Here is a 26,108-nt window from a genome sequence, read left to right on the forward strand (position 1 = left end):
CGGATACGTGGCAAGCGCTCTTGATTTGGCTGTTAGAGTCCACTAGTGCCTTAGCCGGCATCCTCTGCCAGCAAGGCAGCCAATGCATCGACCACGTCCTGCACCGTGCGCACCGCCTTGAACACGTCCGGCTGCAGGCGCTTGCCGGTCAGCTGCTTGAGCTTGACCACCAGATCCACGGCATCGATGCTGTCGATATCCAGATCGGTATACAGATTGGCTTGCGGCGTTACCTTGTCCTTGTCGATCTCGAACATTTCATGCAGCACATTCACCAGCCACAGGTAGATCTCTTCCTTGCTCATCGAATTGGTCAACATCGTCACACCGTCATTTCTTTCTATTGCTGGCGATCATCGCGGCCAGCGAGCGCACTGAAGCAAAATGATTACGGGTCTCGGTCGAATCCGCCGACAACGAGATGCCATATCGCTTTTGGATCGCCACGCCGAGTTCCAGCGCATCGATCGAGTCGAGGCCGAGGCCGTCGACGAACAACGGCGCATCGCTGACGATGTCGGCCGGAGTGATATCTTCCAACTGCAGGACATCGATGATGACCTGCTTTACTTCTTCTTCAAGCTGCTGCATGGACTTGGCTTTCTTTCCTAAAATAATCCTGCAAATACGCGGTCAAATGCCTGGCAGCCAATACTTCGCTGCCGGATCTGGCAAGAAACGCGTGAACGTCGATATCGTCTTTTACTTCAATGCTGAAATGCGCGGCGACCGGCGGCACCTGCCACCATTTGACGCCCTTGCCCAAGGTCGGCGGCAGGCAGCGGATCACCACCGGCGTCACGTTCGACAGGCTGCGCACCGCGATGTTGGCAGCGCCGCGCTTCAGATTGATCTGGCCGTCGCCGGCAGTGCGCGTGCCTTCCGGGAAGATGATCAGGTTGCTGCCGCGCCGCAAGGAAGTGATGCAGCTTTCCACCAGGCCATTGCCGTCGTCGTTGCTGATGTAGCCGGCGGCGCTCACCGGTCCGCGCGTGAACGGGTTGTCCCACAGCCGTCCTTTGACGATGCAGTCGGCGCGCTTGACGAAGGCCATCAGGAACACCGTATCGATCAAGGTCGGATGATTGGCCAGGATCAGCAAACCTTGCCGCTCCAGGCGCTCCAGGCCGCTGATATCGTAATTGAGCACGCCGAGCCAGCGCATCAGACCGACAAAAGCGCGGAACACCCAGCGAATCACCCGGCGCGCGATCAACCGGCGCAACTGGTGTTCCCAGATGATCAGATTGAGCAGCGGAAACACCACAGCGCGCAAGATCAGGCCGCCGATGGCGAACACCACGAAACTGGCGCCGGTGGCCAGCACCCGCCAATAGCGGTTGAGACGCTTAAGCATGCTGCCCTCGCAGCCGCTGCCAGCGCCAGCGCTGCTTATCCACCGTACGCAGCAGTTCGGCCTGCCGGCGCAGATAAAATGCCAGCAACTCCAGTCCGGCCGGCTGGCGCGCGCCGCCAGCATCTTCGCTGCCTGACCCGGCCGTGCTTGACTCCTGTTTCATGACGTTTGCATCATCCTCATCCAGGCTCCCCCAGGACAGCCCGATCACATCGCTGGATTCCGTGGTCACCGCCTGCACCAGCCAGGCCCAGGCAAAGGGCTGTTCCCGGCAATCTTGATATGCGTGAAACAACGCTGGCAACACCCCGTCGTAGACCACCAGCAGCACTTCGGAGGCGCCGTCCGCCAGCAAGCCGCAGGCTTCGATCACCGCGTGCTCGACACCTGCATGCCCGGCTGCCAGGGCAGCATGGCTGGCCTGGTCCTGGCGCGCGATCGAAAACAGGCCGGCAGCGGCATTGTGGACGGACAGACTGAAAGAAGCGGGAGACAGGGGCTGGCCATCCGCGAGATCGGCAAGCAGCTCGACCGAGCGCATGCACTCGCCATGGCGCGAACAAAACACGGTCGGCACGCCAACCCGGCCATCGAGGCAGCGATAAGCGGTTTCCAGCGCCATTTTGCCGGTAAAACCGGCGCGCCGGCGCAGCATGACGGGCATCGCGGCGACCGCTGCTTCGCGCTCGCCTTCAATGACATAGGGCTGTTCAGCCCATGCCGTCCAGGCAGCGGCCGTGTCTAGCCCCGGCGCCCATGCAGCATGCGACGCGATTGAAAATCTAACTCCCCCGAGTTCCATCTACCACTCCCCGACAACCATTGAATCGATGTTATTTTTTGCCGGCAGCCCAGGGAGCCGAACCGACGGCAATTTGTCTATTTTGCGCGGCATTATAATCCATATGCCTCAGAGAAATGTTACTAATTGCCCAATATCACAAACTTTAACCATTGTTTGCAATTATTCATGAACCTGCCTATTTTTGCGGCAAAATATACAGTAAGTTACAGTTGGCGATACGGTTAACTTGAGCGTCACGATACGCAAGAAATCAAACAAAACTGAGCAAAACTGAGCAAGAGCGATAAATAGTGATCATTGTGATGGTCAAAAACAACACTATGATTTTCTGTGGCATGACAGACAATGCAAACACTGGCCTTGGCACGAGACGGGCGACGACAAAAGAAGCACGCAAGCCGCAGGGCAGTCGCAAGTGCCCTTGCTAGCGCATCAGCCCTGGCGGCGTGGATAGCCCTCAGCGGTAATCCGCTCCCAGACCTTGTTTTTTTCTTCCTCGGTCATGAAAACCCAGTGCGCCACCTCATTCACGGTGCGGCCGCAGCCGCGGCAGACATCGTCGAAGGTGGTCGAACAGACCGCTACACAAGGGGTATCGGGACGTTGCGGGGGAGAATCTGACATGCTGACCTTTATAAAAATGAAACGTGGGAACGCTTGCCATCAAGCGCCGCCCTGTCCCGCATTTTATAACAGCGCCCGTCCGCACCACCCCTATTTCGGGATTCGATGGCAGCTGCGGCGGGAAGTTCGGACGGGATAAAATAAATGCTATTACTATCATTTCAGCAATGCATCTACGACGATAGGCAGGAAGCAATATACAATCTTTGCTGAGCCAATTTATCAATCTGGTAAAACGGCATTGCGGACAGAACATCAGAAAGAAAACAAGTCATGGAGCAAAAGGCGCCACGTCGCACCCGCGAAAAAATCATGGATCTGTCGTTGCGGCTCTTCAATGAGTTCGGCGAACCCAACATCACCACCACCATCATCGCCGACGAGATGAAAATCTCGCCGGGAAATCTGTATTACCATTTCCGCAACAAGGACGATATCGTCAACTCGATTTTCGTCACCTTCGAGGAAGAAATCAGCCGCATGCTGGCCATGACGCAGGGGCAGCGCCCCACCATGCATGACGTCTGGCACTATCTGCACCATATGTTCCAGCTGATCTGGCGCTACCGTTTCTTTTACCGCGACCTGAACGATCTGCTGTCGCGCAACCGCACCCTGGAGCTGCACTTCAAGGAAATCTTCGGCCACAAGATCGCCGTCGTTCGCGAACTGTGCCAGGGCTTGCACGAAGACCATGCGCTCGAAGCCAGCCCGGCCGAGATCGATGCGCTGTCGTCCAACATGGTGGTGGTGGCCAGTTACTGGCTGTCTTACCAGTATGTCCTGAATCCGCGCCAGTACACGGAACAGCCGGTGGTGGATCATGCGCTGGCCAGCGGCTGCTATCAGGTGCTGGCGCTGATGCAGCCCTATCTGCGCGGCGAAACGCTGACCCATTTCGAAGAATTGAAAACCAAATACCTGCAAAGCAACGCTTGATTCGCGGCTCAGCAGATACCGGCCTGAATAACACTATGAAATCTCTCTGCATCTATTGCGGCTCTTCTCCCGGCGCCACGCCGGCCTATGCACAGGCAGCGCGCAGGCTGGCGCAAGCCATGGTCGAACAAGACATTGCCCTGGTCTACGGCGGCGGCAATGTCGGCCTGATGGGTATCATCGCCGACGAAGTGATGCGCCTGGGCGGCAAGGCTACCGGCGTCATTCCCGAGGCGCTGCTGAACAAGGAACTGGGCCACAAGGGCTTGACGCAACTGCATATCGTCAAGGACATGCATGAGCGCAAGGCGATGATGGCGGAGCTGTCGGACGGCTTTATCGCCATGCCGGGCGGGATCGGCACGCTGGAAGAATTATTCGAGGTATTTACCTGGGCGCAGCTGGGCTTTCACCAGAAGCCGATCGGCCTGCTGAACGTCGACAGTTTTTATGACGGCCTGCTGCAGTTCATCCAGCACATGGTGTCGCAGCGCTTCCTCAAGGGCGAGCAGGCCGGGCTGCTGATGGCGGAAGCGCAACCTGAAGCGCTGCTGCAACGCTTCAAGTCGTTCGTGCCCCTGCACGTGCCGAAGTGGCTGGACCGCACCACTATCTGAAATGCAAACGGGGCGGCTGCCATGGCAACCGCCCCGCTCTATTCTTATTTCAGCCGTTGCCGGCTCAGGCCTGCAGTGCCTGCTTGAAATCCGCCACCAGGTCAGCCGTATCTTCAATCCCGATCGAGACCCGGATCAGCGATTCGCTGATGCCCATGGCGGCGCGCCGCTCTGCTCCCATCTCGTAGAAAATGGTATGCGCAACGGCGATCACCAGGGTCCGGTTGTCGCCCAGGTGGGTGCCGGAAATCGCCAGCTTCAAGCGATTCAGGTAGTCGAAGCAATCGATTTCCGGCTTCAACTCAAAGCTGAACAGATAGCTGTTGCTGCGGAAGAGCTCAGCCGCCAAGGCGTGCTGCGGATGCGACGCCAGCCCGGGGTAATGCACGGCAGCGACACGCGGATCGGCTTCCAGCATCTGCGCCACAGCCAGCGCGCTGGCGCTGCTGCGCTCCATGCGCAAGGCGATGGTCTCGGCGCCGACAGCAATGTGATGCGCCGCCTCGGGACCGAGCGAAGCGCCGAAATCGCGCAGGCTCTTGGCGCGGATCTGCGCCAGCGCCCATTGCGCTTGCGGATTGCGCTTGTAGGCATCGTAGATATTCGGATAGCTGCTCCAGTCGAACAAACCGGTATCGGTCAGGGCGCCGCCCAGCGCGTTGCCATGGCCGCCGATCGATTTGGTCAGCGAGTTGACCACCAGGCCGGCGCCGACCGTCTTGGGCTGGAACAGGTAAGGCGAAGTCATGGTGTTGTCGACCACGAACAGGATCCCGCGCGCGCGACACAGTTCGCCGATGCGCTTGAGATCGGCAACCTGGGTGCGCGGATTGGCGATGGTTTCGACGAACACCATGCGCGTCGCCGGCGTCAGCGCCGCTTCCACCTGCGCCACATCGGTGGCGTCGACCATGCTGACTTTGCCGCCCTGGCCGCCAAAGGTTTGCCACATGCTGGCGGTATTGCCAAACAAGAATACCGACGACACCACATGATCGCCCTCGCGCAGCAAGGCCTGGATCAGCGCGCCGATGGCCGCCATGCCGGAAGCGAAACAGATGCTGGCAAGGCCGCCTTCCATCTTGGTGACCTTGTCTTCCAGCGCCGCAACCGTAGGATTGCCCTGGCGGCCATAGCGATAGCCCGACTGCTTGCCCTGGAATACCTCGGCCAGCTGGCGTGCATCGCTGTAGCCCCAGGTGACCGAGGTATGGACCGGCTTGTGCGGCGCGCCGTGTTCGATGGCTTTCTGGCGGTCGCTATGCAGGATGGTGGTGGTGAAACCGTATTTTTGCGTCATGTTGGATTTTTACCTGTCATGCCTTTGTCCGCGAAAAACGCAAAAGGCACGAAAACCAGCCGAATGAGGGAAATCATTAACGGGTATTTCGTGCCTTTCGTACTTTTTGCAGATCAGGTTTTTAAGCTGAATATTGCATACGTTCAGAAAACAAGATCAGTCGACTTGCGCCAAGCTCAGATTCAGCTGCGAACGCACCGCATCTTCGCTTTCCGGCTTCGGATTGTTGCGCGCAAACTCGATGCGGTCGAGGTAGTCGCGCGAAATATCGCCGGTGATGTAGTTGCCGTCAAAGCAGGATGCCTCGAAATTCCTCAGCAAGGGATTGACATCGGAAATCGAACGCTTGAGGGCGTCGATATCCTGGTACACCAGCGCGTCGGCTGTGATCTCGCGGCACACTTCCTCGTCGCTGCGGCCGTAGGCGATCAGCTCGCCGCGGGTCGGCATGTCGATGCCATAGACGTTCGGGAACTTGACCGGCGGCGCCGCCGAAGCAAAGATCACGCGCTTGGCCCCGGAGTCGCGCGCCATCTGCACGATTTCACGGCTGGTGGTGCCGCGCACGATCGAATCGTCGACCAGCAGCACGGTCTTGCCCTTGAATTCGGAGCCGATCGCGTTCAATTTCTGGCGCACCGATTTCTTGCGGATCGCCTGCCCCGGCATCAGGAAGGTACGGCCGATGTAGCGGTTCTTGATGAAACCTTCGCGGTATTCGATGTTCAGCTTGAGCGCCAATTGGATGGCGGCCGGACGCGACGAGTCGGGAATCGGCATGACCACGTCGATGTCGCCGCTGGAGAATTCGCGCTTGATCTTGTCGGCCAGGTACTCGCCCATTTTCAGGCGGGTGGCGTACACCGAAGCGCCGTCGATGATCGAATCCGGACGGGCCAGGTAGACGAACTCAAACGCGCATGGATTCAGGGTTGGATTGTCAGCGCATTGCTGGTTATACATCTGGCCGTCGATATCGATGAAAATCGCTTCGCCAGGCATGACGTCGCGCAGGAAGCGGAAGCCCAGGCCTTCCAATGCGACCGACTCGCTGGCGATCACGTATTCGGTGCCCTTGTCGGTTTCGTTGGCGCCGATGCACAGCGGACGGATGCCGTAAGGATCGCGGAAAGCCAGCAAACCGTGGCCAGCGATCTGCGCCACTACGGCGTAGGAACCGCGCACCCGCTTGTGAACATTGGCGACTGCCTTGAACAGCACGCCCGGATCAAGCGAATAGCCAATCGTGGCTTGCTGGATTTCATGCGCCAGGACGTTCAGCAGCACTTCGGTATCGGAATCGGTATTGATGTGCCGGCGATCGTTCTTGAACATCTCGATCTTCAGCTGCTCGGCGTTGGTCAGGTTGCCGTTGTGCGCCAGGATGATGCCGAACGGCGCATTGACGTAGAACGGTTGCGCCTCTTCCGCGCTGGCGGTGCCGGCGGTCGGGTAGCGCACCTGGCCGATGCCGAAATTGCCCGGCAGCGAACGCATGTTGCGGGTACGGAAGACGTCGCGCACCAGGCCGTTGGCCTTGTGCATGAAAAATCCGTTGCCGTGGTTGGTTGCAATGCCCGCCGCATCCTGGCCGCGATGTTGCAAAAGCAACAAGGCGTCATAAATGAGTTGATTGGCGGGGTTATGGGAAGCGATGCCGACTATGCCACACATGGTGGACTCCTAAACAATAAACAATCCGATACGGCTCAATGGCACTTGCGCGCAGGCTCTTGGCGCAGGCAAGTCCAGTACAGCAAATTCAAAACTTCAAATGGCTCGCGAACTCCCCCGGCAAATAGGGGATGGCAGTTCGCGCGGCGGTTTCCGCCAGCGGGCTCAGCATCGCATCGCGCCAGAAAGACTGTTGCGGAATTGCCGTAGCGCCACACACCAGGACCGCCGCCAGCACGATCACCAGGCCACGCGCCAGTCCGAACACCACACCCAGCCCATGATCGACCAGCCCCAGGCCGCTGGCCTTGATCACGGCGTCGAGCGCCATGCTCAACAACATCATTAATAACCTTACGCCAATAAACAGCGCCAGGAAAGCCACGATTAACCGCGTTACATTTCCAGGAATCGCATCGGGGAGCAATTCTGCCAGATTTTGGCCGTACGCGTTGGCAACAATCAAGGCAATCACCCAGCTTGCCAGGGACAGGACTTCCTTCACCAGACCGCGCAAGGTGCTGATCACGACCGAGCAGATCAGCACGAACAGCACCAGATAATCGAAAATTGTCACGCGGCTCGAGGGTTTCTGATCAGTAGTCTATATGGCGCGAACGACGCGGAAATCAAGCTGCCTGTATCAAGGCTATATATATCAAGCTATATCTATTTAACCCGGAATCAAACTGCCGTTAAGACCCAGCTTGGCCAGCTTGGCGCGGGCCTTTTCAGCCTCTTCCTTGCTGCTGAACGGACCGACCCGGATACGGATGCGCTCGCCGGCCGCGGTCGGAACCTTTTGTGTATAGGAATGGATGCCGGCTTCTTTCAGCTTGCCCTGCAGTTCATTGACCTTGTCCTGAGACGCCAGCGCGGCAACCTGCAGCACGAATTTTCCCGGCTTTTTCTCAGGCGCCGGCGCGGCGTCGCTGCGGCCGTCCAGGATCGCCAGCGCGCGCGCTGAATCGTCACTCTTGTCGGCTGCCGGCTCCGGCTTCGGTTTGGTTTCCGCTTTCGGCTTGGCTTCAGGCTTCGGCTTCGCTTCAGGTTTAGCTGAGGCCGCAGGCGCCACTGGCTTCGGCGCCGGCATTGGCGGCGTCACAACGGCAAGACTGTCGGGCGCCGCAGGCTTGATGGCGGCAGTTGCCGGCGGCGTTGCAGCTGCGGGCGGTTTGACAGCCGCCGCAGGAGGAGTACTGCTGGCGGGATCGACTATTTCTTCCTGCTTATCGAGACCGCTACTATTGACTGAGGCCGCCGCACTGGCAGAAGCACTCGCTGCTTGCGTGTCGCGCGAGGGAATCTGGATCGCAATGTCGTCCGCCAGCGGTTTCGGTTCGGAATCGAGGATCATCGGCAGCACGATCACGACCGCCAGCACCAGCGCCACTGCTCCCACCAGACGGCGGCGGGCACGCTTCTTTTCCGGCAGGACCGGATCCACTGCTTCGTTCTGCTGATTGGCCGCCTTGCCAGTCCTGGCTTTGCGCGCGCGCAAAGGCAATTCCGCCTGCTCGGCGTCCGGGCCGATTCCGGTATCGTCCTTGGAACGGTAAACACCCTGGTCGGGGTCGGTTTGCTGCTTGTTTTTGCGAAGAAAAGAGAACAAACCCATGCGATATATTTTGCTAGCTAGTCAGCGGCCAGAAACCAAGGCCGCCGATAAATCGTCAGTGAAATCCGGACTTTCTCGCCGCCATTACGCCAGCGACAGTCAGGAACGATCCGAAAACCACAATTCTATCATTCTCACCTGCCCTGCCTAAGGCATTTGCATAGGCTTCAGCGGGAGAGTCGAAACTGCTGATGCTCGATTCTCCGTCCTCGGGATGGACACCGGCTTCCAGCAAACGTTCTTTCAATTGCTCGCCGCTGGCGGCGCGCGGCAGCGGCAAGGCGGTCAGGCACCAGTGATCGATGCGTGTTTTCAGCTGCGCGACGATGCCTTCGATATCCTTGTCCAGCATGGCGCCGAACACCGCATAGGTGTAGGGATGGAAGCCCATGTTGTCAAGATTTTGCGCCAGCGTCGCAGCCGCGTGCGGATTATGCGCAACATCCAGGATCACCAGCGGCTGGCCTGGCAGCACCTGGAAGCGGCCAGGCAGATCCATCATGACGAAGCCGCTGCGCACTTCCTGCGCGCTGACCGGCAATTGCTGCCGCAACGCCTCTAAAGCCGCCAGCGCCGCCGAAGCGTTCAGCAGCTGATTGGCGCCGCGCAGGCTGGGATAGCCCAGCGCATTGCGGCGTTGGCCGCGGCCGCCGTAGTTCCACTGCTGCTTGTCGCCGGTATAGTTGAAGTCGCGTCCCAGCAGCCAGAGATCGGCGCCGATGGCGTTGGCATGGTCGACCAGGGATTGCGGCGGCACCGGGTCGCTGCAGATGGCAGCTTTGCCCGGACGGAAAATGCCGGCCTTTTCAAAGCCGATTTTCTCGCGCGTGTCGCCCAGGTATTCGGTGTGGTCAATATCCACGCTGGTGACGATGGAAACGTCGGCATCGACAATATTGACGGCGTCGAGACGCCCGCCCAAGCCAACTTCCAGGATCACCACATCGAGCTTGGCCTCTGCCAGCAGGTGCATGATGGCCAGGGTGGTGAATTCAAAGTAAGTCAGGGAAATATCGCCGCGCAGCGCTTCCACCGCTTCAAAGCTGGCGATCAGGGCGGCGTCCGAAGCCGATTCGCCGCCGATGCGGGCGCGTTCGTTGAAGTCGAGGAAATGCGGCTTGATGTACAGCCCGACCTTGTAGCCGGCGCGCAGCAATATCGATTCCAGCATGGCGCAGGTCGAGCCCTTGCCGTTGGTGCCGGCCACCATGATCACCGGACAGGCGAATTGCAGCTGCAACTTTTCCTTCACCTGCACTACCCGGTCCAGGCCCATGTCGATAGTTTTGAAATGGCGCGACTCCAGCAGCGCGAGCCAGTCGGCAAGCGTCACAGGCTTGGCGGAGATATTTGACATTTTGACATCCAGCTAAAAAACAAAAGGCCTGAACCGGCGACAGTTCAGGCCTTGGAACAGGCTTTACATCAGGCGATGGATTCGGCCGGCTGATCTTGCAACAACGCCAACAAACGGGCGATTTCTTCACGCATCTTGCGACGGTCGACAATCATGTCGACGGCGCCCTTGGTGACCAGGAACTCGGCACGCTGGAAGCCCTCAGGCAGCTTTTCACGCACGGTGTTCTCGATCACGCGCGGACCGGCAAAGCCGATCAGCGCTTTCGGCTCGGCGATCACGACGTCGCCCATGAAGGCGAACGAAGCGGAGACGCCGCCCATGGTCGGGTCGGTCAGGACACTGATGAACGGCAGCTTCTTTTCCGACAGCTTGGTCAGCATGGAAGTGGTCTTGGCCATCTGCATCAGCGACAGCAAGCCCTCCTGCATGCGCGCGCCGCCGGTGGCGGTAATGCAGATGAACGGTACTTTCTGCTCCAGCGCTACCTGGGCGCCGCGCACAAAGCGCTCGCCGACGACTGAGCCCATGGAGCCGCCCATGAATTCGAATTCAAACGCCGCCACCACTACCGGCAAGGTCATGATGGAGCCGCCGAGCACGATCAGGGCATCGGTTTCGCCGGTGGCGTCCATCGCTGCCTTGAGGCGATCAGGGTATTTCTTGCTGTCTTTGAACTTGAGCGTATCGATCGGCAGCGTTTCCTGGCCGATTTCATAGCGCCCTCCTGCATCCAGCAGCGCGTCCAGGCGCTCACGTGCGCGTATCCGCATGTGGTGATCGCACTTCGGGCAGACATGGATGTTCGATTCCAGGTCGGTACGATACAGCACCGCTTCGCAGGATGGGCACTTGACCCACAGGCCTTCAGGGATGGACTTGCGGGTTGCCGAGTCACTGCGCTGAATGCGCGGGGGTAGTAATTTTTCTAGCCAACTCATGGAGCGACCTCCTTCAGATTTTTTTCTTGCCGAATTTTACCTTTATCCCTGCATCAGCGAAATAGCTAATCAAAGATAGATTACGTGTCATTAATACATCAAAAGATGTCAAAAATCATTCATCCAGCGCTTTTCTGATTCCCGACAAAAAACTTTCCACTGCTGCCACCGCCTGTGCAGGCGGCGTATTTTCCAATTCCTGGATGATCCGGCTGCCGATGACGATGGCGTCCGATACCTGCGCCACGGCCTTGGCAGTGACCGCGTCGCGGATGCCGAAACCGACGCCGATTGGCAATTTAACATGCTTGCGAATGGCCGCTACGCGCGCCGCCACCTCTGCCGTGTCGATATTGGCGGCGCCGGTTACCCCCTTCAACGACACATAATACGTGAATCCGCCGCCGACCTTGGCAACTTGCTTAATCCTCTCTTCGGTCGACGTCGGCGCAAGCAGGAAAATCGGATCCATGCCGTTGGCCTGCATTTTCTCGGCGAACTCTTCGCACTCTTCCGGCGGATAGTCGACCACGATACTGCCGTCGACCCCAGCTTCTTTCGCAGCCGCAATGAAAGCGTCGACACCCATCCGCTCCAGCGGATTGGCATAGCCCATCAATACCACCGGCGTGCTGCTGTTGGTCTGGCGGAACTCGCGCACGTAGCCGAGGACGTCATGCAGGCTGACGCCAAACTTGAGCGCGCGCTCGCAAGCGCGCTGGATCACCGGCCCTTCCGCCATTGGATCGGAAAACGGCACGCCCAGTTCCAGGATGTCGGCGCCGCCCCTGACCAGCGCGTGCATCAGCGGCACGGTCAGTTCCGGCGCCGGATCGCCGGCGGTGATGAATGGGATCAAGCCTTTTTTATTGGCGGCCGCGAGTGCGGCCAGGGTAGTCTGGATTCGGGACATAGGATTTATCGAATTTTATCGAAATGAATTGCGTTGTGGGGAGCTTGCGCTTGTGCCGGGCCGCGGCGCTGCCGGCCCGGACCTGGTCACGGACTAGGCCAGTTTCAAGCGTTCGGCAACAGTGTGCATGTCCTTGTCGCCGCGACCGGACAAATTGGCCAGGATGATTTTATCCTTCGGCAAGGTCGCCGCCAGCCGCGCTGCATACGCCAGCGCATGGCTCGATTCCAGCGCCGGAATGATCCCTTCGATGCGGCAGCAGGTATGGAAGGCCGCCAACGCTTCGTCATCGGTCACGGTTTCGTAAGTGGCGCGGCCGGAATCCTTGAGCCAGGCATGCTCAGGGCCCACGCCCGGATAGTCCAGCCCGGCGGAAACCGAATGGGTCTCAATGATCTGGCCGTTTTCATCCTGAAGCAGATAGGTGCGGTTGCCATGCAGCACACCCGGCGAACCCAGCGTCAGCGAGGCGGAATGCTTGCCGCTGGCCAGGCCCTCGCCAGCAGCTTCCACTCCGATCAGCGCGACATCGTGGTGATCGATATACGGATAGAAAATCCCCATCGCGTTCGAGCCGCCGCCAACGCAGGCGACCACATGGTCAGGCTGGCGTCCGGCCATTTCCGGCATCTGCGTCAGGCACTCGTTGCCGATCACCGACTGGAAATCGCGCACCATCATCGGATAAGGATGCGGGCCGGCCACCGTGCCGATGATGTAGAAAGTGTCTTCGACATTGGTGACCCAGTCGCGCATGGCTTCGTTGAGCGCGTCTTTCAAGGTCTTGGAGCCGGATTCCACCGGCACCACCTTGGCCCCCAGCAGATTCATGCGGTAGACGTTCTGCATCTGCCGCTTGACGTCTTCGCTGCCCATGTAGACCACGCATTCAAGGCCGAAGCGGGCGCAGATGGTGGCGGTGGCGACGCCGTGCTGGCCGGCGCCGGTTTCCGCGATCACGCGCGGCTTGCCCATGCGCCGGGCCAGCAAGGCCTGGCCGATCACATTATTGATCTTGTGGGCGCCGGTGTGATTCAAATCCTCGCGCTTGAAATAGATCTGCGCGCCGCCCATCTGTTCCGACCAGCGCTTGGCGTGGTAAATCGGACTGGGGCGGCCGACGAAGTGTTTCAGTTCGCTGTGGAATTCGGCCAGGAATTGCGGCTCGTTCTGATATTTGGCATAAGCCTGCTGCAATTCGCTCAGGGCCAGGGTCAGGGTTTCCGAGACGAAGCTGCCGCCGTACATGCCGAAATGGCCTTTGGCGTCTGGCAAATTGTATTGCGCGCTCTGGCGCAAGGTGCTGGCGGCGAGCGGCTGGCGCTCGGCATATTGCTCGAGTGGGGTGAACTCTTTCATGATTTGTCTCTATAAAGGTGTGCCGGTTTGCCGATCCAGGCAATGCTGCAGCTGCTTTTTTTTGCCACTGCGGCTATATCTCGCCCGAATCTGCATCCGCCTGCCGTATCGCGGCAATGAATGCGCGAATCTTGGCGGCGTCCTTGATGCCCTTTTCTTGTTCGACGCCACTGCTGATGTCGACCGCAAAGGGACGTACGCGCTTTACCGCGTCAGTCGCATTGTGCACGCTCAAGCCACCACTTAAAACGACCTGAGGCGCGAGCTCTTTTGGGATGAGAGACCAATCAAATACCTTTCCACTGCCACCGTAAGCTTCTACCAGGGTATCCAGCAGCAATCCTGCAAACAGACGGCTGCCGGCTGCGTAGGCCTGGGCATATTCTATCAAATCTGCAGCCAGGGTTGCATTTCCAATGCGCATGGCGCGGATAAACGGCCGGTTGACTGCCGCCGCCAGCGCCGCGCTGTGCCCTACCGTTTCATCGCCGTGGAATTGCAGCAGCGATACCGGCGCTTCGGCCACGATTTCCCGCAGCTGCGCAGCCTCGGCGTTAACAAACAAGCCGACGGTGGTGATGAACGGCGGCACCGTAGCGATCAGGGCCGCGGCCTGGCTGGGCGTGACGTAGCGCGGGCTCTTGGGATAGAACACAAAACCGAGCGCGTCGGCGCCCGCTTCTACGGCCGCGCGCACGTCCTGTTCGCGGGTCAGGCCGCAGATCTTGATTCTGGTACGGTGGCTCATGGGCTGGTCTATTCAACAAAATATCAACAAACACACTATATCATTCTGCAGGCATGACAAATTGACAGCCAATTTACTTCCTGACGAGGCCTTCGCTTTTACAGCCAGGGCAACAGTCCCGCCGGCTGCTGCGGCAGCTGCCATTTCTGGTCGTAAGCCACTTGCGCAAGGTACAAGCCGTCCGGCATGAAGGTCGGTGCCGCCCGGCTGCGGTCGCGCTGCTGCAGCAGTTCCGCGATCCAGTGCGGCGGTTTGCTGCCATGGCCGGTGTAGATCAGGGAACCGACGATATTGCGCACCATGTGATGCAGGAAGGCGTTGGCGCGCAAGGTGAAGACGATCAGATCGCCGCGCCGCTCTATGCCGATCTGGTCCATGCTGCGCACCGGCGACTTGGCCTGGCACTCGATGGCGCGGAATGCGGAAAAATCGTGAGTGCCGATCAGGTGGGCCGCCGCCTGGCGCATCAGCTCGACCTCCAGAGGCCGGAATACCCACCCTGCCTTGCCCTCCAGCAGCGGCGAGCGAACCGGGTTGTTATACAAGAGATAATGATAAGTCCGGGCGCTGGCGCTGAAACGCGCGTGGAAATTGTCCTGCTCCTCGCCGCCGGCAACGATAGGCAGTTCATGCGCCCAGCGCACGGCGATGGAAGGCGGCAAAAAGGCATTCAGGCCGCGCACCCAGGAAAATATCTCGCGCGACAGGTGGGTATCGAAATGCACTACCTGCTCCAGCGCATGCACGCCCGAGTCAGTACGGCCGGCGCAGGTAGTGGCGACCGGGCCCTGGGTGAATTTTTGCAGGGCAAGCTCAAGCCGGTCCTGCACGGTCTTGCCGCTGGGCTGGGTCTGCCATCCTTGCCAAGGCGTGCCGTCGTACTGCACGCCGAGAACGATACGTTTCATCCAAATCCTGTTATATAAATGAAAACGGGCGCAAGCATTACGCTGCGCCCGTCCTTTGGCAAAATGCTACCGTGATTCTAGCAGTGAGTTGCCTCCTCAGTCAGGAGGCAACGCACTGATTACAGTTTAGCGATCAACAGCTTCGCTGCATCTACCTGCTCTGCACTGCCGCCCTTCAATACTTCTTCCAGCAACTCGCGTGCGCCTTCCTTGTCGCCGATTTCCTTGTAAGCGACAGCCAGGTCGAGCTTGGTTGCCATTTCAGGATTGGCGCTGGCTGCCGCCGACGCCACTTCAGCGACGGCTGCCACAGGAGCGCTGGCTGCTGCCGGAGCATGCGCATGGACCGCGCTGTCCAGGTCCAGGTTCATGCCGGACAGATTGAATTCCAGCGGCGCCACCATCGGCTCTGCATGTTGCGCATACGAAGGCGCCACAGGCGCTTTGACTGCCGGCTTGGTTTCAAATGGCAGGTCGATGTGAGCGTGGGCGGGCTCGTAGTTGGACGGCTGGCCGCCGGCCGGGAAATCCAGCGCGCCGAACGCCGCCACTGCCGGCGCAGCCGTCTCTGCTACTTTAGCTACGGCAGGCGCCGCAACGGCGGCAGGAGCAGCTGCCTTATGATCCAGTTCGAAATCGAGCGAATCGAGCATCGACTTGCCGGCTTCGTGCACGGGCGACAACAGCACGGTGTTCTGATTGGCGGACGCGGCGCTGCCGAGTTCTTCCAGATCGAAATCCATGTCGCTGATCTCTGCCTTGGGAGCGGCGTTGCCTTGCTTGCCCAGATCATTCTGGCTCAATGGCGCCAGCAATTCTGCCGCAGGGGCGGCATGCACAAGCTCAGGAATCGGCGCCGGCGCAGCTTGCGGCTCGGTCGGTGCTGTCAGCGAGTTGAAATCAAGACCATCCATAGGCTGGGTCGGTGCAGTAATTGCATCGGCCTTGGCGATCACCTGCTCCTGCAGCTTGCCGCCGCCGTACAGCGGATTGGCCGGATCGACATTCAGGCCCAGTGCCGCTGCCTGCTGCCAGTCCTCGCCCTCGCCGCGAGTCAGGCTGTACAACTCGCTGGCCAGGATTTCAAACGAGCGCGGATCCTTGCGGTTGGCATAGATTTCCAGCAGCTTGACGCGGATTGCATTGCGGCCTGGCTGATTGCGCAACGCTTCTTTCAGAATTTCTTCGGCCTGCGCATCGCGTCCGTAAGCGATGTATACATCAGCCTCGGCGACCGGATCGACATTGGTGTCGAGATGGCTGACCGATGGCACGAAATTCGAATTGAAAATGCTGTTCTTGGTGTCGACGCTCTGACCGCCGGTCGAGCCGAACAGGGAATTACCCTTCAAGCTCGAATTCGTCATTGGCGCGCCGCTGCTGTCCAGGAACGCTTGCTGGCGCGCCCGGTTGCGACGGTAGCGGAACAGGCCGAGGCCGGCCAGCAATGCCACCAGCACGCCGCCAACCGGCAGCAGCAATGGATTATCGGTCAGGCTGGCAAGCATGCTTGGTTCTGGCGCTGGCGCAGGCGCCGCTTTTGGCTTGGCCACAGGCTTAGGCGCATCGGCCGCCGGGGCTGCAGCGCTGGCGGCATCAGCCGCCGCCGTTGCAGAAGCCACAGGGGCTGCTGCTCCGGTAGCGACGATAGCCGCGCCGGCAGCTGCCGGTGCATCGGCTGAATCAGTCTTGGCCGGAGCCGCGACCGCAGGCGCCGGAGCATCTGCAACAGGGGCTGGGGCCGGGGTTGCAGCCACGACAGGAGCAGGCGCCGCTGCAGGTGCGGCAGGTTTCACGCTGGCGGCCTGATTCTGCAGGTCAGCCAGGTTCTTGTTTTTCAGTTCCAGCGTCTTTTGCAGATCGCTGACATTCTTTTCCAGTTCCTTGACGCGCGCCTGAGCTTCGGCAGCCGCTTTTTCGCGGGCGATCTTTTCTTCCGTCGCCGCAGTTGCTGCCGCCTTGGCGTCAGCAGCGCCGGCCGCAGCCGCACCGCGCGACAGTTTCAGCTTGTCCTTGGATTCGCTGGCAGGCGTGGCCTGTTCTTCCACCTTGGAGGTAATCTTGCCGCCGCTGCTTTGGCGCGGCTCCGCGGTTGCCGCCGGAGCGGCCGACTCAACCAGTCCGGCCAGCGTATTGCGATAGCTCTTGAAGTCCTTCGACTGCGCTACGACCACGTTCCGTGCTTCCGACTTGCTGACGCTGCCGGCGCTGGCGGCATCAGGAATCGACAGGATCTGGCCGGAACGCAGACGATTCATGTTCTTGCCGACAAACGCGCCTTCATTGCTGCGGTACAAGGCCACCAGCATCTGGTCGAGCGAAACGCCGGCAGGCAGGTTTTCGCTGGCGATGCGCGCCAGTGTATCGCCCTTCTTGACGTGATAATCGCCGCCCGAGGATTCCGCCGCCGGCGCTGCCTGGGCCGCCTTGGCCGGACTGCCCGAACCTGCCGCCTTGCCGGCCGCAGGACTATTGCCATTGCCGCCACCGGCGACAGCTCTGGCTGCCGCGGCGCGCGTGGCATCGGATATGGTGGAACCGCCGCCAGTCTGCGACGACGGTGCTGCCTGGCTTGGCGCCACGCGTACAACCGGTGCGGCAGCAGCGGCATTACGCGCCGGGGCCGCCATCTGGGCCGGTTGAGCCTGGCGCTGGCCGGCTGGATCCAGCAGCAAGGTGTATTCGCGCACCAGATGCGACTTGGTGCCGCCCAGCTCCATCAGCATGTCGACGAAAGGCTCATTGATCGGCTGGCTTGAAGTCACCCGCACGAAACGGCGGTCGCCGCGCTGGTCGATAGCGAACTGCAAAGACAGCAAGGCCGGATTGAAATCGATATTGGCCTTCTGGTAGGTTTCCGGACTGGCCAGCTTGGCCACCAGGCCGCCCGCCTCATCCTGGCTTACCGAGGTAAGCTCAATTTCTGCACGTAACGGTTGCCCCAGCGAGGACAGCACGGTTAATTTACCCAGCCCGGCAGCCTCAACGTTAGACACCATCAGCAGGGTCGAAACCACGGCTGCAGTGAGGGTCTTTAAACCGGTGGAAATAAATTTATTCGAAGAATTCGGGTGCATGTTGTGTGGCATGAAGGACTATCCGTTGGCGTATAAGGAAACAAATCTTGCTGAAAGCAAATACTGTACCCAGTTTTTTTAAAAATCAATATGCAGATTGACATGCATGCGTATCAATATGCGATAAACACAGCCAAATAATAATAAATGCCAATCAATACGACTAGATACATCAAACCCGCCAAGCCATTCTCAGGAAAGACTTAGCGGGCTTTATTGCAAGTCGGCAACAATATCACAACTAGTGCGACAAGTCAGCGGCTCAGTTATCCAGAACGATGCGCAGCATGCGGCGCAACGGTTCTGCCGCGCCCCAGAGCAACTGGTCGCCGACGGTAAATGCTGACAAATAATCGCCGCCCATCTGCAATTTACGCAGACGACCGACAGGAATTGTCAGGCTGCCGGTAACCGCTGCGGGCGTCAGGTCGTGCATTGATGACTCTTTGTCATTAGGCACCACCTTCACCCACTGGTTATTACTGGCGATGATGTCATTGATTTCATCCAGCGGCACATCTTTCTTCAGCTTGATGGTCAATGCCTGCGAATGGCAGCGCATGGCGCCGATGCGGATGCACAGGCCATCCACCGGGATTACCTTGCCGCCATTGCTGAAGCCTTCGCCGCGGCCGAGGATCTTGTTGGTTTCGGCGCCGGCTTTCCATTCTTCCTTCGACAAGCCCGCACCCAGGTCCTTGTCGATCCATGGAATCAGGTTGCCGCCCAGCGGCACGCCGAACTGCTTGGTTTCATCGGCCGGCATCGAATGCTGCTTGCCGAGCACCTTGCGGTCGATTTCCAGGATGGCCGATTTCGGATCGTCCAGCAGCGCCTTGACTTCGGCGTTGATGGAGCCGAACTGGGTCAGCAGTTCGCGCATGTGCTGGGCGCCGCCGCCGGAAGCCGCCTGGTAGGTCATGGACGTCATCCACTCGATCATGTCATGCTCGAACAGGCCGCCCAGGCCCATCATCATGCAGGATACGGTGCAATTGCCGCCGATGTAGTTCTTGACGCCGCGCTTGAGGCTGTCCTTGATCACATTCAGGTTGACCGGATCCAGCACGATGATGGCGTCGTCCTTCATGCGCAGGGTCGATGCGGCATCGATCCAGTAACCGTTCCAGCCGGCCGCACGCAGCTTAGGGAAAATCTCGCTGGTGTAGTCGCCGCCCTGGCAGGTAATAATGATGTCGCATTTTTTCAAGGCTTCAATATCGGTGGCGTCTTTCAACGTTGTTTCGTTTTTCGCCAGTGCCGGAGCTTTGCCGCCGGCATTTGAAGTTGAGAAAAATACCGGTTCGATATGAGCGAAATCGCCCTCTTCCTGCATACGCTGCAACAAGACCGAACCCACCATGCCACGCCAACCGACCAAACCAACCAGTTTCATCATGATTCCCTAACAAAATCGGGGAAAAGCCCCGCACTCCACGGCAGACCCACCTGCCAAATTCTATTATCCCAGCGCTTTCACCACGGCCGCGCCCATTTCACTGGTGCCGACCTTGGTCGTGCCCGCTTCGTAGATATCCGCGGTACGCAAGCCTTGCGCCAGCACTTTCTTGACGGCGTTGTCGATGCGGTCAGCCTGCTCCGCCTTGTTCAGCGAGAAGCGCAGCATCATGGCCGCCGACAGGATCGTCGCCAGCGGATTGGCGATGCCCTTGCCGGCGATATCCGGCGCTGAACCGTGCGACGGCTCGTACAGGCCCTTGTTGTTGGCGTCCAGCGAAGCCGACGGCAGCATGCCGATCGAACCGGTCAGCATGGCTGCCTGGTCCGACAGGATGTCGCCAAACATGTTGCCGGTGACGATGACGTCGAATTTCTTCGGCGCGCGCACCAGTTGCATCGCGGCGTTGTCGACATACATGTGATCCAGCGCAACGTCAGGATATTCTTTATGTACTTCAGTGACGATGTCTTTCCAGAACTGGAAGGTTTCCAGCACATTGGCCTTGTCGACGCTGGTCAGGCGCTTGCCGCGCTTTTGCGCCGCCTGGAAGGCGACGTGCGCGATGCGGCGGATTTCCGACTCGGCGTAGCGCATGGTGTCGAAACCTTCGCGTTCACCCTTGAAAGCGCCGTCCGGCGCGGTGCGAACGCCGCGCGGCTGGCCGAAATAGATGTCGCCGGTAAGCTCACGGATGATCAGGATATCCAGTCCGGACACCACTTCCGGCTTCAGCGTCGAGGCGTTGGCCAATTCCGGATACAGGATCGCCGGACGCAGGTTGGCGAACAGGCCGAGGTGCTTGCGCAAGCCGAGAATCGCCTGCTCCGGGCGCAGCGAACGTTCCAGGGTATCGTACTGCCAGTCGCCGACCGCGCCAAACAGGATGGCATCAGCTTCCTTTGCCAGTTTCAGGGTGCCTTCCGGCAGTGGATGGCCGTGCGCGGCATAGCCGGCGCCGCCGACCGGCGCGCTTTCCAGTTCAAATTTTTCGCCCAGCGCGTTCAACACATTGACCGCTTGCTCGACGATTTCCGGACCGATGCCATCACCTGGCAAGATTGCTATTTTCATTTTTTCCTGGATTGAATAATCAAAAATATCGCTTAGATGGTGTTGCTCAGCCAAGGCTGCGCAAAAAGATGACGCTCTTCAAATTCGCGGATCTTGTCAGCCTGGCGCAAGGTCAGGCCGATATCGTCAAGGCCGTTCAGCAGGCAATATTTGCGGAACTCACCGACTTCAAACGGGAAAGCCAGATTGCCGTTGGCCGTGCTGACCAGTTGCTTTTCCAGGTCGATCACCAGCTTGTAGCCGGGGAAGGCTTTGACTTCGTCAAACAGGCGGTCGATCTGCGCCTCAGGCAGCACGATCGGCAGCAAACCGTTCTTGAAGCAGTTATTGAAGAAGATATCGGCGAAGCTGGGCGCGATAACGGCACGGAAGCCGTACTGGTCCAGCGCCCACGGCGCATGCTCGCGCGAGGAACCGCAGCCGAAATTCTTGCGCGTCAGCAAAATCGATGCGCCCTGGTAGCGTTGCTGGTTGAGGACGAAATCCGGATTCAGCGGACGCCGCGAGTTATCCATGCCCGGCTCGCCATGATCCAGGTAACGCCATTCATCGAACAGGTTGGGGCCGAAACCGGTGCGCTGGATCGACTTCAGGAACTGCTTGGGGATAATCGCATCGGTATCGACGTTAGCGCGGTCCAGCGGCGCCACCAAGCCATCCAGTACAGTAAATTTATTCATCACATATCCAATCTTGATGCGCCTTTTCTTGACGCCGTTCCGCTTGCGCGGGGTGATCACTTGCCTTGAATCTTTTCGCCGACGTGTTCAACATCTTTGCCAAAGCCGTGAAAGGTATTGCAAGCAGTCAGCGCGTAAACACTCGTCAGCAACACGCACAGGGTGATCATTTTCTTCATCATTTTTCTATCCTTCAATCTTATAGCGAGCGAATATCCACGAAATGGCCGGCGATCCCTGCCGCCGCTGCCATTGCCGGGCTGACCAGATGGGTGCGGCCGCCGGCGCCCTGGCGGCCTTCGAAGTTGCGGTTCGAGGTGGAAGCGCAACGTTCGCCCGGCTCCAGCCGGTCGGCGTTCATCGCCAGGCACATCGAGCAGCCCGGCTCGCGCCATTCAAAGCCGGCATCCTTGAAAATCTTGTCCAGGCCTTCACGCTCCGCTTGTTCCTTGACCAGGCCGGAGCCCGGCACCACCATCGCCAGCTTGACGTTGGAAGCGCGGAACTTGCCGCGCACCACTGCCGCCGCGGCGCGCAGATCTTCAATCCGCGAGTTGGTGCAGGAGCCGATGAAGACCTTGTCGATGCGGATATCTTCAATCGCGGTGTTCGGCTTGAGCGCCATGTAGGCCAGCGCCTTTTCCATGCCGTCGCGCTTGGTGGCGTCTTTTTCCTTGTCCGGATCGGGAATGCGGCCGTCCACTGCCACCACCATTTCGGGCGAGGTGCCCCAGGTCACTTGCGGCTTGATCTCGGCGGCATTCAGCGTCACCACCATGTCGAATTTGGCGCCGGAATCGGAATGCAAGGTGCGCCAGTAGGTCACGGCGCGCTCCCAATGCGGCCCTGCCGGCGAAAACGGCCGGCCCTTGACATAGTTCAGCGTGGTGTCGTCGACGGCAATCATGCCGGCGCGGGCGCCGGCTTCAATCGCCATGTTGCAGACCGTCATGCGGCCTTCCATCGACAAGGCGCGAATCGCCGTGCCGGCGAATTCAATCGCGTAGCCGGTGCCGCCGGCGGTGCCGATGCGGCCGATCACGGCCAGCACGATATCCTTGGCGGTAACGCCGTTGGGAATCGCGCCGTCGACCTGCACCAGCATCGATTTGGATTTCTTGGTCAGCAAGGTTTGCGTAGCCAGCACGTGTTCGACTTCCGAGGTGCCGATACCATGCGCCAGGCAGCCGAAGGCGCCATGGGTGGAAGTGTGCGAATCGCCGCATACGACCGTCATGCCCGGCAAGGTCGCGCCCTGCTCCGGCCCGATCACGTGGACGATGCCTTGGCGGTGGTCGTTCATGCCGAAATAGGTCAGGCCATAGCTCTTGGCATTGGCATCCAGCGTTTCGACCTGCAAGCGCGATATCGGATCGGCAATGCCGTTGGCGCGGCCGGTAGTGGGCACGTTATGGTCGGCCACCATCAGGTTGGCCGGCAGGCGCCATGGCTTGCGCCCGGCCAGCTTCAGTCCTTCGAAGGCCTGAGGGCTGGTGACCTCGTGCAAAAGATGTCGATCGATATACAGAATCGCCGTGCCGTCCTGTTCGGTATGGACGACATGGGCATCCCAGAGTTTGTCATAGAGCGTTTTAAGCATGATCCAGGGCGGCTTCGAGACCGCGCAAAACAGTGAATTTAGCTCTTGATTATGCCATAGAAGCAGCCCGCCAATGCTCTAGAACGTCGTGAAAATGACATTCGCGGCCCTGGCGTGTTGCTTATATTCACGTATTGCCTTGCCCCGGGAACGCCAAAGCTAGAAATTGTTTAGCGCTTATTTAGCCGCTTTGCCGCGCAGATAGGCGGACAGATCGAGTTTGCCTGTCGCCAGCGCGGTTCCCAGCAAGATGATCAGGCAGCCGAGGATCATGCCGGCCGTCACCTGCTCCTTCAGGAAAATGGCGCCCCAGATCACGCCGAAGATCGGAATCAGGAAAGTCACGGAAGCCGCATAGGCCGAGCCAACGCGGTCCAACAGGCGATAGAAGATCACATAGGCCACGCCGGTGCACAGCACGCCCAGCGCCAGCACCGAATACCAGGCGAGGCTGGACACCGGCGCCGCCGGCCAGTACAGCAATGCCAGCGGCAGCAGCACCAAGGTCGCCGCCAGCTGGCTGCCGCACGCCACGACAAAAGGCGGCACGCCGGCCAGGCGGGTTTTCGAATAGTTGATCGCAAAGCCGTAGGACAGCGTGGCCAGCAGCACCGCGCCGGTCGCCAGCCAGACTCCGGGCTGTCCCTCGCCGATCTTGTCCCACACCAGCACAATCACGCCCGCCATGCCGACCAGCATGCCGATCACCTGCGGCCGGCTCATCGGCGTTTTCAGCCAGACGAACGCGATCAGGCCAGTCCACAACGGCACGGTGGCGTTCAAGACGGCATCGAAACCGGCGTTCACATACAAGGTCGAGTAGGCAAACAGCGAAAACGGCAAGGCCGAATTGGTGACGCCGACCACCAGCATCGGCCACAACTTGCTGCGCAAATGACCACGCGCAACAGCCGAACGCAATACCGGCAGCAGCACCAGCGCCGCGATGCCGACGCGCAATGCGATCAGCGGCACCGGACCGAATTCGGGCGTACCGATGCGCATGAAAAGAAACGATGCGCCCCAGATGGCCGCGAGAGAAAACAGTTCCGCAATATTCATGGCTGGCTTTTCAATTTGGATTGAGTGGCCCGGCAGCACCTGCCAGCGGGACAAAAATTAGCATGCGGCAATATATCCGATAATCGCGAGCCCGTAAAAATTTCACGCTGCCGAGGTCTATGTCGACCGCAAAAAAAAAAATCAGCACAGCACCTCGATGCACAAGCCGCTCCATATAAAAATCCGACTGCGCACCACATCGGAAAGCGGCGCCGCACATGCAATTTCAGCGAAACCATCCGGAGTTTGCGCATGTTGTTTTGCGCCTTGTCAAAAACGGACATCACATGCTCTCGACAGTTTTCCCGTACGTCATTATTTGCAGCGACACCATTTCAAGCGCCAAGAATGAAATGGCATTTTTATATTTTTTTTGTTAGCGCTCCCAAGATGCGGCACGGAAAAACACTAGCCAAATCAGCCAACTTATCTGTCCGATGCTGACAAGGTTTTGTCGTAAACACTAGGTTTTGCACTCCTATTATCAGATCAACGTAAATGCACTCGCTCGACGAGCCCTGCGTTGATCGCGCCCAAAACAGCGCACTTCGATCACGCTTTGTCCTGTCAAAAAGAGACATTTTCGTTCAGCTCGGCTGAGACATTCGGAACGCTTGTTGCTGCATAAGAATTTCGCCTTCATCCGGCGCATTTCTTATGCACAGCATGCTACCGACATGATCTTTATTTGTGGTAACACTTGCCGATGACCAGGGGCGCATGGGCAAGACAAACTGGTGAATGATGCCCCACTCCAAGGAGAAACAGAAATGAAAAAGCAAATTATTGCCGCATCCATAGTTTCACTGTTCGCCGTCTCTGCATTCGCTCATCACTCTTCGGGTTCCAGCACAAGCACCACTACCACCACTAGCGTCGCCACCGCGGTGTCGGTCGGCGGCATGGGCGGCGCAGGCGGCTCGGCAACTTCAGGCGGCGCAACCGGCGGAACAGCCATGGGCGGCACATCAACGGGCGGCAGCGCCACTCAAACCATTACCGGCGGCGCAGCAACCAGTGGCAACAACTGGACTGGCGCTGGCGGCGGCTCGGCAACTGGCGGCGCTACTACAGCCAGCGGCGGAACTACCAGCGGCGGCGCCGGCGGCGGCAATGCCGGCAACACCTCGCATGGCGACTCGACTGGCGGCGCAGGCGGCATGCCAAGCACCACCGGCAGTACACAAGCCTATAACGGCAATGCACTGGCAGGCGGCGGATCGGCCAGCTCTCACACCGGCAGCTCTGACGCATCGATCGGCGCCACCAATACCGGCGGCTCAGCTGGCAACTTTGTGTTCGCCGGCGGCGCCAAATCCGGCAGTGCTTATGCTGGGAATGGCGGCAGCGGCGGCAATGCATATTCAAAAGCACTCGCTGGATTTTAATAACAACAACAGGCAACGGCTCGGTTAGCTATGAGTTGCGGGAGGGGAAAGAAATTTTCCCCTCCCGTTTGTAAAACCAACCATTACGATGGAGAAGCCATGAAACGCATACTTATAGGCATACTGGTAGCCTCGACCTTCACATTGCCTGCGCTAGCACAGACGACACCTACCACCACATCCACCGCAACCGCGGTCGGCGGTGCCGGCGGCGTCGGCGGCTCGGCCGCCGGCGGCACGGCAGCCGGCGGCACCGCTTCCAATACGATTTCGGGAACATATGGCGCATCTGCCACCAACGGCGGCAGCGGGACCGGCGGCTCAGGCACCGGCGGCAATTCAACCGTGAGCGTATCGGTCTCCCTGCCGACCACGTCGGGAACGGGAGCATCCGGCACTGGAACATCGGCAGGGGCAGGAACCAGCAGCGCCGCAGGCGAGCCAGGCAGCAGCGCTAACAACACCAAGACCACGGTCGACTACGGCGGCACGTATTCCATCAAGACCGTGCCGAATATCGTTGCGCCATCGCTGACGACCACCTTGTCCGACACCTGCATGGGTTCAGCATCGTTCGGCTTGTCGTTCACAGGTTTCGGCGCCACCGG

General features: G+C 59.3%; 25 protein-coding genes and 1 pseudogene. 4 read left to right on the plus strand and 22 right to left on the minus strand.

The window, feature by feature from the left end; all coding sequences use genetic code 11:
- Positions 1–50: 50 nt before the first annotated feature.
- The 5 genes from AC07V8_RS24465 to AC07V8_RS24485 all read right to left on the minus strand — a co-directional run bounded on the left by AC07V8_RS24465 (position 51) and on the right by AC07V8_RS24485 (position 2,786).
- Positions 51–320 (minus strand): acyl carrier protein, encoded by a 270-nt coding sequence (locus tag AC07V8_RS24465; protein WP_230411571.1) that lies wholly within the window; start codon positions 318–320, stop codon positions 51–53.
- A gap of 10 nt (positions 321–330) precedes the next feature.
- Positions 331–591, minus strand: a complete 261-nt coding sequence (locus AC07V8_RS24470; protein WP_494680897.1) for a phosphopantetheine-binding protein — start codon at positions 589–591, stop codon at positions 331–333.
- Positions 578–1,357: a lysophospholipid acyltransferase family protein gene (locus AC07V8_RS24475; protein ID WP_494680898.1), complete on the minus strand. Its 780-nt coding sequence runs from the start codon at positions 1,355–1,357 to the stop codon at positions 578–580. The genes AC07V8_RS24470 and AC07V8_RS24475 overlap by 14 nt, the downstream gene beginning before the upstream one ends.
- A complete protein-coding gene (locus AC07V8_RS24480) occupies positions 1,350–2,159 on the minus strand; it encodes a beta-ketoacyl synthase chain length factor (RefSeq protein WP_494680899.1) in 810 nt (269 codons plus the stop codon). Before AC07V8_RS24480 ends, AC07V8_RS24475 begins: the two co-directional genes overlap by 8 nt.
- 435 nt (positions 2,160–2,594) lie before the next feature.
- On the minus strand, positions 2,595–2,786 hold the full coding sequence (locus AC07V8_RS24485; protein ID WP_424249520.1) for a DUF1289 domain-containing protein: 192 nt from the start codon (positions 2,784–2,786) through the stop codon (positions 2,595–2,597).
- A gap of 273 nt (positions 2,787–3,059) precedes the next feature.
- Between AC07V8_RS24485 and AC07V8_RS24490 the strand changes: the two genes are divergently transcribed.
- Complete coding sequence (locus tag AC07V8_RS24490; protein WP_494680900.1) at positions 3,060–3,725, plus strand: TetR/AcrR family transcriptional regulator; 666 nt, start codon at positions 3,060–3,062, stop codon at positions 3,723–3,725.
- A gap of 35 nt (positions 3,726–3,760) precedes the next feature.
- Complete coding sequence (locus tag AC07V8_RS24495; RefSeq protein WP_494680901.1) at positions 3,761–4,342, plus strand: LOG family protein; 582 nt, start codon at positions 3,761–3,763, stop codon at positions 4,340–4,342.
- A gap of 64 nt (positions 4,343–4,406) precedes the next feature.
- On the opposite strand, the gene AC07V8_RS24500 is transcribed toward AC07V8_RS24495, so the two are convergent.
- From AC07V8_RS24500 to AC07V8_RS24580, 17 genes are all read right to left on the minus strand, one after another.
- Positions 4,407–5,642 (minus strand): cystathionine gamma-synthase family protein, encoded by a 1,236-nt coding sequence (locus AC07V8_RS24500; protein WP_494680902.1) that lies wholly within the window; start codon positions 5,640–5,642, stop codon positions 4,407–4,409.
- 156 nt (positions 5,643–5,798) lie between these two features.
- Positions 5,799–7,316, minus strand: a complete 1,518-nt coding sequence (purF, locus tag AC07V8_RS24505) for an amidophosphoribosyltransferase (RefSeq protein ID WP_098497228.1) — start codon at positions 7,314–7,316, stop codon at positions 5,799–5,801.
- A gap of 88 nt (positions 7,317–7,404) precedes the next feature.
- Positions 7,405–7,893 (minus strand): CvpA family protein, encoded by a 489-nt coding sequence (locus AC07V8_RS24510; RefSeq protein WP_494680903.1) that lies wholly within the window; start codon positions 7,891–7,893, stop codon positions 7,405–7,407.
- A gap of 96 nt (positions 7,894–7,989) precedes the next feature.
- A complete protein-coding gene (locus AC07V8_RS24515; RefSeq protein ID WP_494680904.1) occupies positions 7,990–8,934 on the minus strand; it encodes an SPOR domain-containing protein in 945 nt (314 codons plus the stop codon).
- Positions 8,935–8,989: 55 nt separating this feature from the next.
- Entirely contained in the window at positions 8,990–10,291 is a 1,302-nt protein-coding gene (gene folC / locus AC07V8_RS24520) for a bifunctional tetrahydrofolate synthase/dihydrofolate synthase (RefSeq protein WP_494680905.1), read from the minus strand.
- 68 nt (positions 10,292–10,359) lie between these two features.
- A complete protein-coding gene (accD, locus tag AC07V8_RS24525; protein WP_092415597.1) occupies positions 10,360–11,232 on the minus strand; it encodes an acetyl-CoA carboxylase, carboxyltransferase subunit beta in 873 nt (290 codons plus the stop codon).
- Positions 11,233–11,347: 115 nt separating this feature from the next.
- A complete protein-coding gene (gene trpA / locus AC07V8_RS24530; protein WP_494680906.1) occupies positions 11,348–12,145 on the minus strand; it encodes a tryptophan synthase subunit alpha in 798 nt (265 codons plus the stop codon).
- Between the two features lie 93 nt (positions 12,146–12,238).
- Positions 12,239–13,504, minus strand: a complete 1,266-nt coding sequence (gene trpB, locus AC07V8_RS24535) for a tryptophan synthase subunit beta (RefSeq protein ID WP_494680907.1) — start codon at positions 13,502–13,504, stop codon at positions 12,239–12,241.
- Between the two features lie 73 nt (positions 13,505–13,577).
- Positions 13,578–14,252 carry a phosphoribosylanthranilate isomerase gene (locus AC07V8_RS24540; RefSeq protein WP_494680908.1) on the minus strand — a complete coding sequence of 225 codons (675 nt, stop codon included), beginning with the start codon at positions 14,250–14,252 and terminating at the stop codon, positions 13,578–13,580.
- Between the two features lie 98 nt (positions 14,253–14,350).
- Positions 14,351–15,160 carry a tRNA pseudouridine(38-40) synthase TruA gene (gene truA / locus AC07V8_RS24545; RefSeq protein WP_494680909.1) on the minus strand — a complete coding sequence of 270 codons (810 nt, stop codon included), beginning with the start codon at positions 15,158–15,160 and terminating at the stop codon, positions 14,351–14,353.
- A gap of 119 nt (positions 15,161–15,279) precedes the next feature.
- Entirely contained in the window at positions 15,280–18,249 is a 2,970-nt protein-coding gene (locus AC07V8_RS24550; protein ID WP_494680910.1) for a motility hub landmark protein FimV, read from the minus strand.
- A gap of 250 nt (positions 18,250–18,499) precedes the next feature.
- The gene (gene asd, locus AC07V8_RS24555; RefSeq protein ID WP_494680917.1) at positions 18,500–19,633 is read right to left on the minus strand and encodes an aspartate-semialdehyde dehydrogenase; all 1,134 of its coding nucleotides are present in this window, start codon (positions 19,631–19,633) and stop codon (positions 18,500–18,502) included.
- Positions 19,634–19,699: 66 nt separating this feature from the next.
- A complete protein-coding gene (leuB, locus tag AC07V8_RS24560; RefSeq protein WP_494680911.1) occupies positions 19,700–20,770 on the minus strand; it encodes a 3-isopropylmalate dehydrogenase in 1,071 nt (356 codons plus the stop codon).
- A 32-nt stretch (positions 20,771–20,802) separates the two neighbouring features.
- Positions 20,803–21,450 carry a 3-isopropylmalate dehydratase small subunit gene (gene leuD / locus AC07V8_RS24565; RefSeq protein ID WP_211441062.1) on the minus strand — a complete coding sequence of 216 codons (648 nt, stop codon included), beginning with the start codon at positions 21,448–21,450 and terminating at the stop codon, positions 20,803–20,805.
- A gap of 56 nt (positions 21,451–21,506) precedes the next feature.
- On the minus strand, positions 21,507–21,632 hold the full coding sequence (locus tag AC07V8_RS24570) for an entericidin A/B family lipoprotein (RefSeq protein ID WP_329956596.1): 126 nt from the start codon (positions 21,630–21,632) through the stop codon (positions 21,507–21,509).
- Between the two features lie 17 nt (positions 21,633–21,649).
- The gene (gene leuC / locus AC07V8_RS24575; protein ID WP_494680912.1) at positions 21,650–23,050 is read right to left on the minus strand and encodes a 3-isopropylmalate dehydratase large subunit; all 1,401 of its coding nucleotides are present in this window, start codon (positions 23,048–23,050) and stop codon (positions 21,650–21,652) included.
- Positions 23,051–23,227: 177 nt separating this feature from the next.
- Positions 23,228–24,112, minus strand: a complete 885-nt coding sequence (locus AC07V8_RS24580; protein ID WP_494680913.1) for a DMT family transporter — start codon at positions 24,110–24,112, stop codon at positions 23,228–23,230.
- Between the two features lie 770 nt (positions 24,113–24,882).
- On the opposite strand from AC07V8_RS24580, the gene AC07V8_RS24585 reads away from it, so the two are divergent.
- Both AC07V8_RS24585 and AC07V8_RS24590 read left to right on the plus strand, forming a co-directional pair.
- Positions 24,883–25,500: a hypothetical protein gene (locus AC07V8_RS24585; RefSeq protein ID WP_494680914.1), complete on the plus strand. Its 618-nt coding sequence runs from the start codon at positions 24,883–24,885 to the stop codon at positions 25,498–25,500.
- A gap of 99 nt (positions 25,501–25,599) precedes the next feature.
- Positions 25,600–26,108 (plus strand): annotated as a pseudogene (locus AC07V8_RS24590) (hypothetical protein); the annotation flags it as partial.

It is taken from the genome of Collimonas sp. GW821-FHT02H07, from assembly GCF_059421505.1.